We start from the raw sequence: 16,436 nt of genomic DNA on the forward strand, positions 1-16,436 counted from the left end.
GATGAATGACGAACCAATGATCGAGAACCGCACCTTCGACGAGATCGCGGTGGGTGATACGGCGAGCCTGGCGCGAACACTGCGCGAGGAGGACATCCAGCTCTTCGCGCTGGTCTCGGGCGACGTCAATCCCGCGCACGTCGATCCCGACTATGCCGCGACTGACCTGTTCCGCCGCGTGATCGCGCATGGCATGTGGGGTGGCGGGCTGATATCGGCGGTGCTCGGCACCGAACTTCCGGGTCCCGGCGCCATCTATCTCAGCCAGTCGCTGCGCTTCTCGCGTCCGGTCGGCCTTGGCGATACGATCACCGCCAGCGTAACGGTGGCCGAGAAGCAGACGGAACACAGCATCGTGATATTCGACTGCCGCTGCGTCAACCAGGACGGCGAGGAGGTGATCTCAGGCCGCGCGGAGGTCAAGGCGCCGAACGAGAAAGTGCGCCGCCCGCGCATTGCCCTGCCGGACGTCCATCTTGCCGAACGTCATGGTTATCGTCGATTGATGGAAAAAGTGGCTGGGCTCGCGCCGGTGCCGACCGCGGTAGCCCATCCGTGCAGCGCGTCGGCGATCGTGGCGGTCGTGGAGGCAGCCGAGCAGGGCCTGATCGCCCCCATCCTGGTCGGCCCGGAGGCGAAAATCCGCATCGCGGCCGAGGAGGCCGGGAAGGACATCACGGGCTTTCCGATCGAGTCTGCCGGCCATAGCCATGACGCGGCGGCCAGGGCGGTCGCACTCGTGCATGAGGGCAAGGCCAGACTGCTGATGAAGGGCTCGCTCCACACCGACGAACTGATGGGCGCTGTCGTTGCGTCCGGCACGGGCCTGCGGACGGAGCGGCGGATCAGCCATGCCTATGTGATGGATGTGGCGGACCACCTGGGACCTCTCATCATCACCGATGCGGCGATCAACATCGCCCCGAGCCTGGAGGAGAAGGCGGATATCATCCGCAACGCCATCGATCTCGCGCATGTGATCGGGATCGAGGAGCCGAAGGTCGCGATCCTCTCCGCGGTTGAGACGGTCAATCCGGCAATGGTCTCCACGCTCGACGCGGCAGCGCTCTGCAAGATGGCGGATCGCGGGCAGATCACCGGCGGACTGCTCGACGGGCCGCTCGCATTCGACAACGCGATCAGCCCTGATGCGGCGCGCGAGAAAGGCATCGTCTCGCCGGTCGCGGGACGGGCGGACATCCTCGTCGTACCCGATATCGAATCCGGCAACATGCTGGCCAAGCAATTGACCTTTCTGGGTGATGCGGATGCCGCCGGTGTCGTTCTCGGGGCGCGCGTGCCGATCATCCTGACCAGCCGTGCCGACAGCCTGCGGACCCGGTTGGCTTCGTGCGCGGTCGCTGTGCTTATGGCCCATGCGGCGACAAAGGCCGCGCCGGGGATGGCGACGCGCGCATGAAGGCCGTCGTCAGTCTCAATTCCGGATCATCGAGCATCAAGTTCGCGCTCTATACGCTCGGCAATCCTGACAGCCTCACCTTGTCGGCAAGCGGCAAGATCGAAAAGATCGGTATTGCACCCGCTCTCCGCATCCGCTCCGTCGAGGGTGAAGTCCTGATAGACCGCGACTGGCCGGATGGGGCGTCGCTGACCCATGCCGATCTGCTCGAAGATCTGTTTGCATGGGCCACGGACCATCTTGGTGACCGGCAGGTCGTCGCGATCGGCCACCGGGTCGTTCACGGCGGCACCCGCTTTGCCGCGCCGCAACGGGTCGACGCGGTCCTGCTCGACGCCCTGGAGGCGCTTTGCCCTCTCGCGCCGCTCCACCAGCCCCACAATCTCGCCGCTATCCGCGCCATTGCCCGGATCAACCCCGATCTTCCTCAGGTCGTCTGCTTCGACACGGCCTTCCACCATGACAAGCCGATGGTCGCCTCCCGGCTCGCCATCCCCCGCTTCCTCCACGATCAGGGTATCCGCCGCTACGGCTTTCATGGTCTTTCTTATGAATATATCGCACGGCGTCTGGGCAAGATCGATCCGGCGCTCGCGGGCGGGCGTGTGATTGCCGCGCACCTCGGCAACGGCGCCAGCCTGTGCGCAATGCAGAGCGGGCGCAGCATCGACACGACGATGGGTTTCACCGCCCTCGACGGGCTTGTCATGGGCACGCGCTGCGGCAGCATCGATCCCGGCGTCGTGCTGCATCTCCAGTCACAGCTAAGCATGCCGGTGGCCGAGGTCGAGGACCTGCTTTACCGCAAATCCGGTCTTCTCGGCGTATCGAACATCTCGAGCGACATGCGTGCGCTGTCGGAAGACGGGAGCGTCGAGGCGGAAGAGGCGATCGATCTCTTCTGCTGGCGGGTGGCGCGCGAGGCCGGCGGGCTTATCTCTTCACTTGGCGGACTGGATGCGTTCGTGTTCACCGCCGGGATCGGTGAAAATCACGCCGATGTGCGGCGGCGCATCTGTACCCGGTTGGCTTGGGCGGGTCTCGAGATCGACGACGACGCCAATGCGGACAACGCGCTTCGCATTTCGCGGGCCGGCGAAAGCCGCATCGACGTTCTCGTCATTCCGACCGACGAGGAGCGGATGATCGCGCTTCACACCCTGGCCCTTTTAGAAGCATTGCAATCATGACGTCACTTGTCGATCTTGACGGCAAACGCGGCCTGATTGTGGGCATCGCCAACGAGCACAGCATCGCGGCGGGTTGCGCAGAGGCGTTCACGCGGTCGCGCAGCGCCAATTTTCATCTTGATCAGGCACGATCTGCCAAGCGTCGCAGTTTGTGACCATTTTCAACGTGCTGGCCGCACTGCTATGCCGGGGGACGGGCGGTATCGCCGTTGCGAACTGCTCCGGGGTTGCGGCGCCTTATCCTCGCAAATTGCTGGTGCGATCATCGCTGCTAATATACTGTCGCCTGTGGGCGAAGGAGAAGTGATGAAGCCGACGATCATTGGATCCAACCCGGGCAGGAGCTCCGTCGAACTTCAGCAGTCGGCGGCTTCTCCCATACCGCTTGAAACCGGCGCCATCATCCTTCGTCCCGAGCAGCTGCCCGAGGCGGAGAAGCAGCTCGCGCAGCTTGACTTCGCCACCATGCGTTCCGGCGATGTGATCCGTATCGGCCTCGAAGCCGAACAAGCGCTGCAAAGCACGCTCGACGGCTTTCTTCAGCGGCTCGACAAGAACAGTGCTGCGGCGGTGTTCGCGCTGTTTGGGCGGCTGGAGAAAGGGGTCGAGGACGCTGACCTGCCTGCCATCCTTGATAAAATGCAGAACGGCGAGAAGCCGGGCTTCCTCGGCCGCCTGCTCGGGCGGTTGCGCGGTAAGCGGCCAGACCAGCTGATCGACGAGATGTTGACCGCGATCGGCGACCTGATCGCGGGGCGGACCAAGACGCTTGCAGACGAGATGGCCCGGCTGGAGGGTGAGCTCAGCAAGGAGATGCAGAAGCTGTTCGCCGAGCTCCAGAACCTCGATCAGCTGAAGAAAAGCTACGGCAACCACTTCGGCGAGTTCGCCGTCGCCGCCGGGGTGGCGCGCGCATTGCTCAACAAGGCGCAGGCCTATGTCGCAAATGAGGAGGCGGCGCTCGACCCGGCCGACCCGGTGGCACAGGCTCGGCTGACGGAGCTGAAGGACAAATTGCGCTTGCTCGAAAGCCGCGCGCTGGCGCTGGAGGGGAGCTACACCCGTCTTCCAGCCGACCAGCTGGTGATCCAGCAGATCGAGCAGGCCGGGGTCGCCACCCTGCAGGAAACCGCGACCACCGTCGCGTCGCGTTTCGCCTCGATTAAGATGACGCTGCTGTCGATCCACGGCGCGTTTGCGGTAAGAAGCGTGCAGCAAATCGCCGGCCGACAAGCCAAGCTCGATCGCCAGTTGACCGAGCTGCGCGGCCGCGCGCTGAAGGACGTGGCGGTGACTGCGGCGATCGCACCCGGCGATAACCGGGTCGCGCAGGCTCAGCAGATCGAGACGATCATTGCCACCACCAAGGAAATCCACGGACTGGTCGAAGTTGCGCGCAAGACTACCGACGAGAAGTTCGAGATAGCCCGCCGCAAGTTCGCGGACGCGCGGCGGGAACTCGCCACGCTTGCTCCCAATTGAAACGAAGGACCTGATCAACAATGCTCACCCTGTCGCTCGAGAAGCCCGGCGTCGCGGTGCCTAAGCTGCAACTTTCGCTGAATAAGGGCGCGCGCTTCACCGCCAAGGTGGAGTGGCGCTGCGACGCCGACCATGCGGACGACGTCGACGTCCACGCGCTTGAGGCGCGCAACGACGGCAATGGCGCCAAGGTGACCGAGCTGGTGAGTGTGCTCTCGACCTACAACACCACGCGGATGAACCCGCAGGGCGGCGCGCTGGCGTCTAACACGGACGGCTCGTTTGCCACCCCGAGCGGGGGCTTGTCGCACAGCGGCGACCTTCGCGTGCAGAACAGCAGCGAATCAATCATCATCGACGGATCGAAGTTGCCTGCGGGGGTCAATGAGATCCCTATTTTGGTAACGGTCCACGAGGCGGATCATGGCGGAGGGCATGAAGAGGGCGATGCCGATGAGGATGAGCCGGCGTTCGGCGACATCGACTTGTGCACGATCACGCTGACCGATGGCAGCGGACGCGAGCTCGGCGCGTACCAGCTGTCGTCCGAGTTCAAGGAGTTCAACGTGGTCCAGCTCGGCAGCCTACTGCTTGGCCCTGAAGGCTGGGAATATGCCGCGGTGGGACGTGGCTTCAACGGGACATTTAACGACGTGCTCGCTCATTTCTCCTGAGCTGGTGCCCGACGACGCGCCTCCCAACCGCGGGCCGACCCGGCTGCGCCCGACGGTCATCGGTCCGATCGCGCCCGGCCAAAAGACTTCGCGCCGCCCCGCCGACCGCGCGTCGCCGCCCGTGTCCGAGCATGCGACCCGCCCTGTCGTAGCTCCCACCGCTATTCCCGGCGTCGAACGCAGGCGCATCGCCGTCACCGTCGCCGATATCGCCCGGCTGTCGCCCGGCGTCGCCCCCGCCGTCGCCGCCACCGCGGTGCGGCTCGTCGAGGGCTTCGTGGTCGAGGGTGCGCGCGACCGCACCATCACCCTGTGGGGCCACGGCGCGCAACAGGAGTACGCCGATCTTGTCGCACGGACGCTTGACCTGGCGCGGGCTGACGAACTGGGCCGGGTTCGGGCGTATGTGACGCGGATGATCGACTTGCTCGGTGCGATTGATCTGCCGGTGATCTGCGGCATCGGCCGGCCGGCCGGGGTGTTCGACCGGCTGTTTGGCGGAACGGGCCGGATCGATACACTCTGTGCGCTGGAAGACGCACGGGCCGAACTCGACCAGCTGGTGCGGCTGACGGCCGCCGCACTCGATCCCCTTCTGCGGCTGCGCGACCGGCTGAGCGAACAGGCGCGCCGGATTGAGGCCACCGGCGGCGACATCGAGGCGGCGGCGCTGGCGGCGGGGTTCCTGGCTGACCATCTCTCGATCACGCAGCCAGCGCTGTCGCAGCGGTTCCTGGAGCGCGCGATGAGCCTGACCCGCTCAGTCGCACAGCTTCGAGGCGACGATCCGCTCCGCGCCGCGCAGGCCGAGCAGCCGCTGCACCTGATCGCCGCGATCCAAGAAGCGGTGCTGGTGGCAATGCCCGCCTGGCTCTCCACCATAGCTGCATTGACCGCCACTGCGAGTGGGGCGCGCTCGCCCAACCCGACCGAGGCCGGCGAACTCCAACACCGCCTCCAAACTATTCTGCAGCAGCTCAAGACATGAAGGGCCCAAGACCATGACGCTCCAGCTCGACCTCCAGAAATCCGCCCGTACCCTGCGCGTCTCGCTCGAGAAGGCCGGTGTTGCCGCCGACGTCAAGGCCGAGCTGATCTTCGACATGGACGTATCGGGCTCGTTCGAGCACGAGCATGAGGAGGGCACCACCAGCCGGCTTATCGAGCGGCTGGTGCCCTTCGGCATGGAGCTTGATCCAGACGGGCGGATGGACGTCTTCACCTTCAGCGACGGGAAGCGTAGCGTGCACCACGTTGGTACAGTCGCGCCTGACGATTGCCGAGGGTATATTGTCCGCAACGTAGTAAAGCGCGTGCCTGGCTGGAACGGCGGCACAACTTACAGCTACGTGCTCGAACGGAATCTCCAGCACTTTGGTTGGCTGCCAGCTGAGGCGGGGGGCGGGTTCCTTAGTCGCTTCTTCGGGGTCGGCCAGGAGCCAGAATTTCGTACGAAGAAGCGTTCGATCGTCATCTTCGTAACCGATGGCGAGAACGACCCATCCGACCATGGCCGCACGATTCAAATCCTGGAGGAATCTGAACGGCGGGGCGATCAGGTTTATTTCCTGTTCGTCGGCGCATGCGAGCACGACGTCGATTTCGGCTTCCTGCGCCACATCGCCGCCCGCTTCCGTAACACGGGCGTTGTCATCATCCGCGATCTCGACGCCTTCGTCGAATTGTCCGACGAACAGCTCAACACTCAGCTGCTCGGCTCAGAACTGCTCGACTGGCTTAAATCCTAGGCGGTCATTTTACAATCAAATCACTTGGCAATTGATCGTAGCGTTATGACGTAGGATATTGCTGAGCCTCATCGGTCACGGCACGCTATTCTCCCGGGCGCGCGAAGATCGAACGGCCTACCGCATCACGCTGAGCAGATCATCGACGCTCGCCACCGCGAACGCGGAATATTCGTCGGCGACGGCGTAGGGCAGCAGCACACGCCGCCGGTGGAGCAGCGCGCCGCAGCTGTAGGTGACGTTCGGCACGTAGCCGCCATGCTCCTCGCCGCTCGGGAACAAAAGCGGAGAGGGTGTCCGCGCAAGCACCTTCGTAGGATCGTCCCGGTCGAGCAGGCAGGCGCCGATGCAGTAACCGCGGACCAGTCCCACGCCGTGGGTGAACACCAGCCACCCTTCGTCGATCTCGATCGGCGAGCCGCAATTGCCGATCTGGACGAACTCCCACGGGTAACGAGCCGCCATGATGGGCACGCCTTCTTCCCATCGCTCAAGCGTGTCAGATTGTAGAAGCCACAAGCTCTCACTATCCTGCCGTCCGAGCATTGTGTATCGCCCGTCGATGCGCCGCGGGAACAGCGCCATGCCTTTGTATCCCGCCATGGCGCCGACGAGTGGACGCATTTCATACGTGCGCACATCGATACCGCGCAAGAGCTCGGCGCGCGCCGTGCTGCCGTCGAAAGCTGTGTAGGTGCCGATTACGCTTTGCGCACCATCATGATCTGTAAAGCGGACCAATCGCAAATCTTCCACGCCCTGCCGCTGGCTGGGCAGGATGGGAAAGATGACCGTTTCCGAAATATCCTCGCTGTCATCGGACCGCAGTCGGACCCATCCCTGCTCCTGGCGCTCTATTCGGGGTGGCACGCCTTGGCCGCTCGCCGTATCGATGACGAGGCCGTCGCCACCGTCCCAGCTTCCGGAGCGGAAGGTGACCGACGAGACGTGACCCTCGCCAACCCCGCGCAACGAAAGAAGGAAGCGTATGCTGCCGTCGCCTGGGTCGCGATGGGGAATCTCGACGATGCTGGGGTTGAACAGCGCCGCGCTTTCGAAGGCGTATTCTTGGCTGAAATAGGCACCGACGAGCAGCCGATCGTCTTGGTCGACCACGTTGATCCCAAGCCCGCCTTTGACTTCCTCGAAGCGGTGCAGGAACACATTGTCGACGCGTCGATGACGCCTTTGCATCGCGCGGCGCAGCAACGCCAGCATCCGCCGCCGATAGGTAGGATCGAGCGCCATCAGCCGGGCCGCAACAGCTTGGCTCCTCGGCGGCCGGCCCGCTGCAAACGCCGCAGGATAGTCGAAACCGAAAGGGCGGATGACCGTCCGGGAGGGATCGGGCATCAGCTTAATGTCGAGCTTGGTAAAGACATCGGCTGCCTTGAGGGTGTCGGTCACTGCGTCATCCCGCGAGCTTTAGACGCAGCCGGACACGAGCGTACATCATGTCGGCTTCGCCTAGATAGGGCACTGTGATGCGAAGAGAAGTCAGCGCCATTTTCCCCGGTTGTAACTCCAGGCCGCAAAGCCCGCGCGATAGAGCGCGGCTGCTCGGAAGCTGAGGTAAAGCGCGAGACGGGGGTGGATCAAACCAAATCGCCGCGTCCGGCTTGAGGTAGCCATCATGGCCCGTGCGGCAAGCAGCCAAACGCCAGCCGGCAACAGCGCAACAACAACCGATGGTCGCTTTCTCATTCGAGTGCATCTTCCGAGTTCGTCATCTCGCTTGGCCGTCGACGTGCCGCCCGCTACTGCCGCGTGAAGTGACATTGATATCGAAATCAGCGGGAGAACCCCATGCGCGTTGTGGCCGCGCGAGTATATTGGGATGGCGTAGTCGCCCGGAAGCTCGCACCGGGCGCACTGGGTACCGGCGACCGAAATCGAACGGACGGTGCGTACATTGTCCGCATGGTCTGTCATGCTCGCGCTTCTGACATCGGCTACAGCGCTTTCCAGTGTGAATTTTCCCGGCATTGTAGGTGTGACGGCCAGGTTCGGCTAAGGCATTTTTCTTCTCGCCATGGGCAGCCTCTGCGCGGCGATCTGTCTGCGTCTGCGCCGACAACGCTGGGTGTAGCGTTTGAGAGAGCGGTCGGCGATCACACCTCTTCATTGTCCCCGCCACCGGCACCTTTAGGCCGCGCCGGCCGGACCGGTGGTGGCAGGTTGGCCGACAGGCGTAGCTTTGCGATCGTGATTTCCCTTTGGAGCCGGGCGTTGTCTGCCCGGATCGAACGGAAGGTGAAATGGCATAGAAAAGGGTGAACAGCGACAGTAGCGAACTCGCGATCAAACAGGCGCGCGGATACAGGCCCAGAGAACCCAGGACCATGATCGTGCCAGCGGCTGCCAGTCCCAACACCGTGACGATGATCGAGCGGCGTCGGAATGCGGCGCGGCGGGCCTGCGATCTCCTCTTTTCCTTCATGAGGCTTGATCCTCAATCTTCAAGTTATAACACGGCAGGTGTTTGCGGGCGCTACGGCAGGAGCACGGACGCGAGCGCCGCGCCGGCCATGACAATCGTTGCGAGGCAGCCAAGCACCAGAAGTGGACGCGAGGCTGTGAAATTGCCAAGCACCGATCGGCGATGGGCGATGGTCATCATCGTCGCCATGATCGGGACGGCGACAAAGCCGTTGATGACCGCGCTGTAGATAAGCGCATGCATCGGATCGATCGGTGACCAGCTGATCGCGAGCCCTACCAGTGTCGCAAGGCCGATGATGGTGTAGAAGCCCACCGCATGCCAGGGCTTTTCTTCGAGGCCGCATTTCCAGCCGCGGCTCTCACCCACGGCATAGGCGGCCGATCCCGCCAACACCGGAACCGCCAGCATGCCGGTGCCGATGATGCCGAGGGCGAAGAGCGCCAGGGCGAACTTCCCCGCGACCGGCTCGAGTGCCTTTGCGGCATCGGTCGCGGTCTGGATCGATGTCTGACCGGCGGCATTCAAGGTCGCGGCCGTGCCGATCATGATCGCAAGGGCCACCACAACCGAAATCGCCATGCCGGCGAAGGTGTCGATGCGGATGCGCTGAAACTCGCGCCGCGCCTGGCCGGGCGCCTCTTTCAAAGGTTTTGCATCAGGGTCCTGGGAGACTTGCTCGACCTCTTGCGCGGACTGCCAGAAGAACAGATAGGGACTGATCGTGGTCCCGAGGACGGCGACGATCATCGTCCAGGCACCGACGCCGGCCACCTTGGGCCAGACGAGGCCTACCAACACGGCGGACCAATCGATCTTGACCAGGAAGAGGACGGCAACATAGGCAAGCAGGCTCAGGGTCACCCATTTTAGCAAGGCAGCATAGCGCTTGTAAGGGACGAACAGCTGCAAGGTCAGTGAAACCAATGCCAGGCCAACGGTCAGAATTTTGCCATCGAAGCCGACGATGAGCCCCGCCGCCTGACCCATAGCGGCGAGGTCGGCGCCGATATTGATCGTGTTGGCGATAAACAGCAGTGCCACGAGGCCCGCGACAAGCCATTTGGGCAAGGCGTTGCTCATATTCTTGGCAAGACCGCAACCGGTGACACGACCGATATGGGCGCTGATGAGCTGGATCGCGGTCATCAGCGGATAGACGAGGACCATGACCCAGAGGAGCTGGAAGCCGAAGCGCGCGCCGACCTGCGAGTAGGTGGCGATCCCGCTCGGGTCGTCGTCGGCCGCGCCGGTGACGAGCCCGGGGCCGAGCTGTTCAAACAGCGCCACCGATCGCAAGCGGCGATGGAACTTCTGCAGGGGTTTTGGGCGTGACCGCTGGAGGGCGTGCATTTGGACCGACTCAATCTTTCCGAGCTAGGTCGAAAATCGCCACCGTCGTGCTCGATCAAGCCAGTGGAAACTCAAGGAATCACTAAAACTACTGCGTGGGTTGCTTCATTTCGCCCATTGCGTCCACGGCATTCTTCCCGCCGTGCGCGACCGCATTGGTGTTGCAGTGCTGCATAGGATCAGCGCCCGCTGCGCCGTGTACGGCTTTGTCGATATGTCGAATGGAATTGCATACGTCGAATAACTGCTAACTGAGCCCAGAGAGCCCCGAATAAACCGCGAACGGGCCGCCGCAACGGTGGCACCTTGGACGGTCTGGTGCATTCCACCAACTTTGGGTGCGCGCGAAGCGGCTAACCGACCCGGTCGACGGGAGATGAGCGCGCGGCTAGACAGAGGAAGGATGTGGCATGAAGCGACTGATTGCGTTCGATTTGGACGGCACGCTGGCGGAAAGCAAACAGCCTTTGTCCCAAGAGATGGGCGCCGCGCTATCGAGCCTTCTGGAGGTCGCGGATGTGGCGGTGATCTCGGGCGGTGACTGGCCGCAGTTCGACAAGCAGGTTGCATTGCGCTTGCCGGCCGACGCTAAGCGAGAGCGGCTCTGGCTGATGCCGACGACCGGCACCAAACTCTATCGGTTCGACGGGAGCGCGTGGCAAACGATCTATGCGGACCTGTTCGAAAAAGAGGAGAAGGCAAAGATCCGCGCAGCTTTCGACCGGGCGCTGGCGGAGGCCAATTTGACCGATGAACGCATCTGGGGAGACCGGCTCGAAGACCGCGGCAGCCAGTTCACCTTTTCGGGGCTCGGTCAGCAAGCGCCGCTCGAAGCCAAGGAGGCATGGGATCCGGATCGCGCCAAGCGGACGGCGCTGCAGGCCGTTCTTCGCGAAGCGCTACCCGGTCTTTCGATCAACCTCGGCGGCACTACGTCGATCGACGTCACGCGCGCAGGCGTGGACAAGGGCTACGGACTCAAGCGGTTGAGCGCGGAAAGCGGCATCGGGCTGGATGAAATGCTGTTTTTGGGCGATGCGATCTATCCGGGTGGTAACGACTATCCGGCGGCCGAGATTGGTCTCGACACCGTAAGGGTTCGTGACGTCGCGGAGACGGTCTCGGTGATCACCGCGATCGTCGCTTGCCTGAAACGATGATCGCGCGGAGGGATTGTTGATGGAAGTAACCGACACGGCAACGCTCGCTTGGAGAAAGAAGAATGTATGACGCGATCGTCGTGCTGATCTCCAAGCTGGGTGGCCTTGGCGTATTTCTGCTCATGTTTGGGGAGAATCTTTTCCCGCCTGTCCCGTCCGAGGTCATCCTGCCGCTGGCCGGCTATACGGCAGCGCAGGGGCGCGGCTCGCTGCCGGTCGTGATCATGGCCGGCACGCTGGGGTCGGTCGCTGGTGCCACCCTCTGGTATTATGTGGGGCGCTGGATCGGGATCGAGCGGCTCAAGCGGTTTGCCGCGGATCATGGCCGCTGGCTGACGTTGACACCCGAAGAAATCGATCGGGTGGACAAATGGTTCGATCGCTATGGTCGCTGGGCGGTGCTGTTCGGCAGGCTGTTGCCGGGCATCCGCACGCTGATTTCGGTGCCGGCTGGTGTCACCGGCATGGCGCTGGGGCCATTTTTGGCCTGGACCACCATCGGATCGGCGGCGTGGACTGCCATGCTGGCCATCGCAGGCTATGAGTTGGGCGAGCGCTACGGCCAGATCGCCACGATTGTCGAGCCGGTCAGCAATGCCGTGCTGGCGTTGGCAGGAATCTGGTATCTTTGGCGCGTTGCGACCTTCGGTCGGAAGCATCGCTAAGTCGGACCGGCGTAATCAGGCATTGGGTGTGAGCAGGCCGGTGTCTCACCGGTGAGCGCTAAGCAGTGAAGCCATAGCGCCTCAAATCGACATGTTCATTATGTCCTTATAGGCTGTGAGCAGTTTGTTGCGTACCTGCAGAGTCGCTTCGAACTGAATGGACGCCTGCTGCTGAGTGAGCATGACGCTTGCGATGTCGGTTGTTTCTCCGCGCTCATAGGCTTCCGCCGCGGTGTCCTCGGCGTCCAGTCCGGTATTGACCCGGGCCAGCAGGCTTGAAAGCGTCGAGGCGAAACCGGGCACGGGACCCGCGGTTTCGGGGGGAGGAGTCCCGCCTATGTTCGTTGCACGAAGGGTAGAAGGAGCGTTTTGGGCATTCACCAATGCCGTAGCGAATTGTGCGCCTCGTTGGGCATCGACTGGTGAACGCTGCACCGCGGCACGCAGGGCGGCATTGCCCTGGATGATCGCGTTGCGCGCGGCCATGATGTTGCCGATATCGCTCATTCGTCCTGCTCCTTGAGGCGAGAAAATTCTCCTTCATTAAGGTTAACAAGCAGTGAAGGACTGCCCATTGCCTATCTCGGAACGGGCTTTCAAAGGAGCGATAGTCGGCGAAAGTCTACCGAGTCCCGTATGGTGAGCCTGAACGTTTTTTAGAGCCGTTGCGAGCCTCTCGGTCGGTAGGTGTGGGCTTTGCCGGATCAGCACGGGGGGTGAGATAGGGCGCCCGACGCGGGTAGCGTTCGGTCGTAGTGGGGGTGGAATTGCCCTTATAGTCGACGCCCGAGTAGGGGTGGCCTCCGTCCCAGTTGACGCCGCCATGTGACCCGGTCCAATTCACGCCGCCGCCATGCTGTCCGGCAAGTGCCGGCGCGGCCAGAAAGAGAGCCGCTGCCGATCCGGCCAAAAGCGACAAAGCACGCCTGTTCACGACAACCTCCTGACTTTAGTCAACCGTGGGCGAGCAGCGTGGCATCCTTTGGTTGAATTGACGGTGAATGACGCTGACGCCCCGTAAAGCCAGCACGCTGCGCAGTTTGCTATGCGAAGGAGGCTCTGTGGTGTATCGTGAACATGCGGCCTTCGGGGAGGCACGCCGGAAGGAAGAACAATGTTGTTCACGAGATCGAGGCTTGCGGGAGTTGGTTTGCTGGCCGTACTTGCTTTGAGCGGATGCGCCACCACGCCGCGCGGACCAGGGTATGTCTATTACCGCGTGCCCTGCACGACCCCGGGTTCGATAGCCGCGGAGCCGATTGCGCCCGTCACCAGATCGCCGTCGCCTCCCGCGACCCCGACTGAAGGAGGTGTGACGGCGGCGCCGACCTGCCTGCTTGTCCTCTCTCCGGCGGTAGCCTCGCGCGGCTATTACCCTGCCGGTTATTACGGCCAACCCTATTTTGGTGCCTTCGGCTACGGATCGGCGTTCGTTGGCTTGGGGCACCGATCGATCGGCCATGGATCACGCGGCCATCACCGCATGAGCGGTGGCCATCATAATTCCGGACACGGCTCAGGCCACCACTGACAAGGACCCGGAGCTTAGCTGCGGTGCAATGATCGTAAAGCACTACTCTTCCGGCAGGTCTTCGACGCTTTCCCGGCCATCGTGATCCGGCTGCGGAAGCTGTTCCGGGGTCTGGTTGGGGCCGCGGGGTGGAGAGTCGGGATGCGGATCGGGTGGAGTGCTGGCCATGGCTATCTCCTTGCATCCCCAGAACCGGCGAGAGCGCCTGACAGTTCCAGATACCTCATTGGGCTAATGTGTGTCGAAGGCTACCAGCTTTTCAGAGCACGCAGTTGCGGTGTCTTCTTGTGCTGGTGCTCGCCCATGCGGCCGAGCAGGGTGTGGAGAACCTCGATCGCCTCGAGGATATGTGGGCCCTTGTTCAGCATCACGCATTCGGCGCGCGCGGCCATCGCCGCGTCGGTCATTTCGCCACGAGAAGGCCGGCCCTTCTTGACAAGGTTCTCCAGGACCTGCGTCGCCCAGATCACCGGCACGTGAGCAGCCTCGGCCAGCCAAAGGATCTCCTCCTGCATTTCGGCCATGCGGGCAAAGCCGATCTCAACGGCAAGGTCGCCCCGCGCGATCATCACGGCGGTAGGCTGCCGGCTGGCGGCGTGAACCATGATCTCCGGCAGATTGTCGATCGCCCGGATGGTCTCCACTTTGAGCACAATCGCGAGTTCCTGCCAGTCGTCGCGCAGTTCCGCCAACGCCTCCTGCAGCTGCATCACGTCGGCGGCGGACTGGACGAACGAGTATTGGACGCCGTCGGCATGGGCGGCAATGAACTTCAGGTCGCGGCGGTCCTTTTTCGTGAGCGCGGCGATGCCGAGATCGGCGTCGGGGAAGTTGAGGCCCTTTTCGGGTTTTAGCCTGACGCCCTTCTCCGGAGCCTGTTCGATAAGCACCAGCAGTCCGTCGTCGCCCGCTTCCTCGATCACGCCGCCGAGCTTGCCGTCGTTATAGAAAACATGGTCGCCGGTCCGGCTACTGCGCACCGCTTCGCCGAGCGTGCATTCGACCGCCGTCACCGCCTCATCCGTGTTGTGGGCACCCAGCGTACCGGGTTCGACGATCCTCAGGCGGTCGCCCACGTGCAGACGCCTCCTGCCGCCTTCCATGTCGCCGGTGCGGATCTTCGGACCGGCGAGATCCATGAAGATGCGCATCCTGTGGCCGGTCTCTTGCTCGGCTGAACGGGCGTGTTCGATCATCCGCAACCATCTGCGCGGACCGTCATGCGCGCAGTTGATGCGCAGTGCTTCGATCCTGCGGTCGGCGAGGTCTCGCATGAACGCAGGGTCTTCCGCGGCTTCGCTTGGACAGGTCACCATGATTGCGGTCGCGCGCAGATCGCCGGTCGCACCGAACAGGGCCTGCCGCCGCTCGGTCAGGCAGCGCTCGCCGGCGAAGAATGCTTCCGATGGCGGCCGCTCGTCCGGTTGCCTGCCGACAATCGCCGCAAGCGCCGCGCGGGTCGCCTGAAGTGCGGGGAGGACGTGCCCCTCCGATCGCCCCAACGAGGACAGGCCGAGCATCGTCAGCCCGCGCTGGAGCGGCCGCAGATCGTGTCCGCGCAGGGCGAGATAGTCCGCCAGGTTGGCGGCGCAGGAGGCCAAGCCAGGCACATCTCCAATGTTCCATCGGGCAAACTTCTCCGCACCTTCCCGCCGCACCTCGGTCGTGAGCGCGTCCAGGCGGTCGAGAAGCGCCGATGGTTCGGTGATGGCGGCGTCCGGTTGCGGCTGCCGCGCCTTTGGCCCGAGATGCCGATGGCGGCGCGCATCGCCCGCCGAGGAGTGCTTAGAGCTTTTCATGCACTGGCCCTTTTTGCTTCACGTGCCTCGCACCGCGCGTCGCGCAGAATCTCGATGCCGCCCTTGATCGCGATCACCGCGGTGAGAAAACCGACCAGGAGGTCGGGCCAGTTGGATCCCAGCCACCAGACCAGAGCACCGGCGACAAGGATCCCGCCGTTCGAGATGAAGTCGTTGAAGCTGAAAGTGGTCGCCGCGCGCAGGTTGACGTCGGGTTCTCGCAGCCGTTGCAGCAGTTTGAGGCAGACGAAGTTGACCACCGCCGCAATCGCCGACATGGTCATCATCGTGACGCCAATTGGCTCGCTGCCCTGTAGATAGCGGCGGCCGACGTCGAGCAGGATACCGCCGGCGAAGATCAGGAGCATGAAGCCCGAAACGGCCGCCGCCCGCGTCTTCCACTTCGCCCCCCGGCTGAGAGCGATCAGGCTCAAGGCATAGACCGCCGCGTCCGACAGGTTGTCGAGCCCGTTGGCGAGAAGCGCGCTGGAATCTCCGCTAATGCCCGCGATCAGGAACGCGATCGCGATCGCGAGGTTGAGCACCAGGACGATCCACAGCGTCCGTCTCTCGTCTGGCCCTTCCGGCGCTCTGTCGTTCATGCGGCGCCTTTCGGATCGCTTGTCGGTCATGCGCGAGACGTCACGCCCTGGGTGATACGGCCGGCACGCCCTGCGGTTCCTCCGTGCCACGTTCCAGCAAGCTTGACCACAGCCACTCGTGGCGGGAACCTCCGAAGGCGCCTATGGTTGCAGCGTCATGCGGCTTCCACCGATTCCCTATTGCGGCTCCGCGCCCCTTCCCGTCGAGATCTGGACGCGCTGGAATCCGGATCCGCTGGCAATAGGGGGTGACTACACGAAAGTGACGTATCTGCACGCTAAGGGCGAACAAATCCGGTACGATGCCAGCAGATGCTATTCGCAGGCTTTCCTGCCCCTTTTATGTGGTGCCGCCCTACGGGCGCCGATATG

At 63.3% G+C, this 16,436-nt stretch carries 15 protein-coding genes and 1 pseudogene; 10 read left to right on the top strand and 6 right to left on the bottom strand.

Features of this window, described 5'->3' with window-relative positions:
• Position 1: 1 nt before the first annotated feature.
• From NDB2M1_RS17275 to NDB2M1_RS17300, 7 genes are all read left to right on the top strand, one after another.
• Positions 2–1,420 carry a bifunctional enoyl-CoA hydratase/phosphate acetyltransferase gene (locus NDB2M1_RS17275; RefSeq protein WP_072384089.1) on the top strand — a complete coding sequence of 473 codons (1,419 nt, stop codon included), beginning with the start codon at positions 2–4 and terminating at the stop codon, positions 1,418–1,420.
• Positions 1,417–2,610 carry an acetate/propionate family kinase gene (locus NDB2M1_RS17280; protein ID WP_072384090.1) on the top strand — a complete coding sequence of 398 codons (1,194 nt, stop codon included), beginning with the start codon at positions 1,417–1,419 and terminating at the stop codon, positions 2,608–2,610. Before NDB2M1_RS17275 ends, NDB2M1_RS17280 begins: the two co-directional genes overlap by 4 nt.
• Positions 2,607–2,765: a hypothetical protein gene (locus tag NDB2M1_RS22920; protein ID WP_206431254.1), complete on the top strand. Its 159-nt coding sequence runs from the start codon at positions 2,607–2,609 to the stop codon at positions 2,763–2,765. The genes NDB2M1_RS17280 and NDB2M1_RS22920 overlap by 4 nt, the downstream gene beginning before the upstream one ends.
• Before the next feature lie 151 nt (positions 2,766–2,916).
• Complete coding sequence (locus NDB2M1_RS17285; RefSeq protein ID WP_072384099.1) at positions 2,917–4,092, top strand: hypothetical protein; 1,176 nt, start codon at positions 2,917–2,919, stop codon at positions 4,090–4,092.
• Between the two features lie 20 nt (positions 4,093–4,112).
• Complete coding sequence (locus tag NDB2M1_RS17290; RefSeq protein WP_072384091.1) at positions 4,113–4,766, top strand: TerD family protein; 654 nt, start codon at positions 4,113–4,115, stop codon at positions 4,764–4,766.
• 4 nt (positions 4,767–4,770) lie between these two features.
• A complete protein-coding gene (locus NDB2M1_RS17295) occupies positions 4,771–5,754 on the top strand; it encodes a hypothetical protein (protein ID WP_072384092.1) in 984 nt (327 codons plus the stop codon).
• A gap of 13 nt (positions 5,755–5,767) precedes the next feature.
• Entirely contained in the window at positions 5,768–6,514 is a 747-nt protein-coding gene (locus tag NDB2M1_RS17300; protein ID WP_072384093.1) for a VWA domain-containing protein, read from the top strand.
• Positions 6,515–6,631: 117 nt separating this feature from the next.
• On the opposite strand, the gene NDB2M1_RS17305 is transcribed toward NDB2M1_RS17300, so the two are convergent.
• Both NDB2M1_RS17305 and NDB2M1_RS17310 read right to left on the bottom strand, forming a co-directional pair.
• Positions 6,632–7,867 carry a glycoside hydrolase family 130 protein gene (locus NDB2M1_RS17305; RefSeq protein ID WP_072384100.1) on the bottom strand — a complete coding sequence of 412 codons (1,236 nt, stop codon included), beginning with the start codon at positions 7,865–7,867 and terminating at the stop codon, positions 6,632–6,634.
• Positions 7,868–9,005: 1,138 nt separating this feature from the next.
• The gene (locus NDB2M1_RS17310; RefSeq protein WP_072384094.1) at positions 9,006–10,307 is read right to left on the bottom strand and encodes an NRAMP family divalent metal transporter; all 1,302 of its coding nucleotides are present in this window, start codon (positions 10,305–10,307) and stop codon (positions 9,006–9,008) included.
• Between the two features lie 410 nt (positions 10,308–10,717).
• Here NDB2M1_RS17310 and NDB2M1_RS17315 point away from each other — a divergent pair, with 410 nt between their 5' ends.
• Both NDB2M1_RS17315 and NDB2M1_RS17320 read left to right on the top strand, forming a co-directional pair.
• Positions 10,718–11,467, top strand: coding sequence for an HAD-IIB family hydrolase (locus tag NDB2M1_RS17315; RefSeq protein ID WP_072384095.1), 750 nt, complete (start codon positions 10,718–10,720; stop codon positions 11,465–11,467).
• Between the two features lie 62 nt (positions 11,468–11,529).
• A complete protein-coding gene (locus NDB2M1_RS17320) occupies positions 11,530–12,132 on the top strand; it encodes a DedA family protein (protein WP_072384096.1) in 603 nt (200 codons plus the stop codon).
• 81 nt (positions 12,133–12,213) lie between these two features.
• Here NDB2M1_RS17320 and NDB2M1_RS17325 read toward each other — a convergent pair whose 3' ends face one another.
• From NDB2M1_RS17325 to NDB2M1_RS17335, 4 genes are all read right to left on the bottom strand, one after another.
• Positions 12,214–12,639, bottom strand: coding sequence for a flagellar hook-basal body complex protein FliE (locus tag NDB2M1_RS17325; RefSeq protein WP_072384097.1), 426 nt, complete (start codon positions 12,637–12,639; stop codon positions 12,214–12,216).
• A 1,066-nt stretch (positions 12,640–13,705) separates the two neighbouring features.
• Entirely contained in the window at positions 13,706–13,831 is a 126-nt protein-coding gene (locus NDB2M1_RS23335) for a hypothetical protein (protein ID WP_256374903.1), read from the bottom strand.
• 80 nt (positions 13,832–13,911) lie between these two features.
• The gene (locus tag NDB2M1_RS17330) at positions 13,912–15,462 is read right to left on the bottom strand and encodes a pyruvate kinase (RefSeq protein ID WP_216234058.1); all 1,551 of its coding nucleotides are present in this window, start codon (positions 15,460–15,462) and stop codon (positions 13,912–13,914) included.
• Positions 15,459–16,064 (bottom strand): cation efflux transmembrane domain-containing protein, encoded by a 606-nt coding sequence (locus tag NDB2M1_RS17335; RefSeq protein WP_039858464.1) that lies wholly within the window; start codon positions 16,062–16,064, stop codon positions 15,459–15,461. The genes NDB2M1_RS17330 and NDB2M1_RS17335 overlap by 4 nt, the downstream gene beginning before the upstream one ends.
• Before the next feature lie 118 nt (positions 16,065–16,182).
• On the opposite strand from NDB2M1_RS17335, the pseudogene NDB2M1_RS23190 reads away from it, so the two are divergent.
• Positions 16,183–16,436: pseudogene (locus NDB2M1_RS23190) on the top strand (hypothetical protein); the annotation flags it as partial.

The organism is Novosphingobium sp. NDB2Meth1, assembly GCF_900117425.1.
Lineage (GTDB): Bacteria > Pseudomonadota > Alphaproteobacteria > Sphingomonadales > Sphingomonadaceae > Novosphingobium.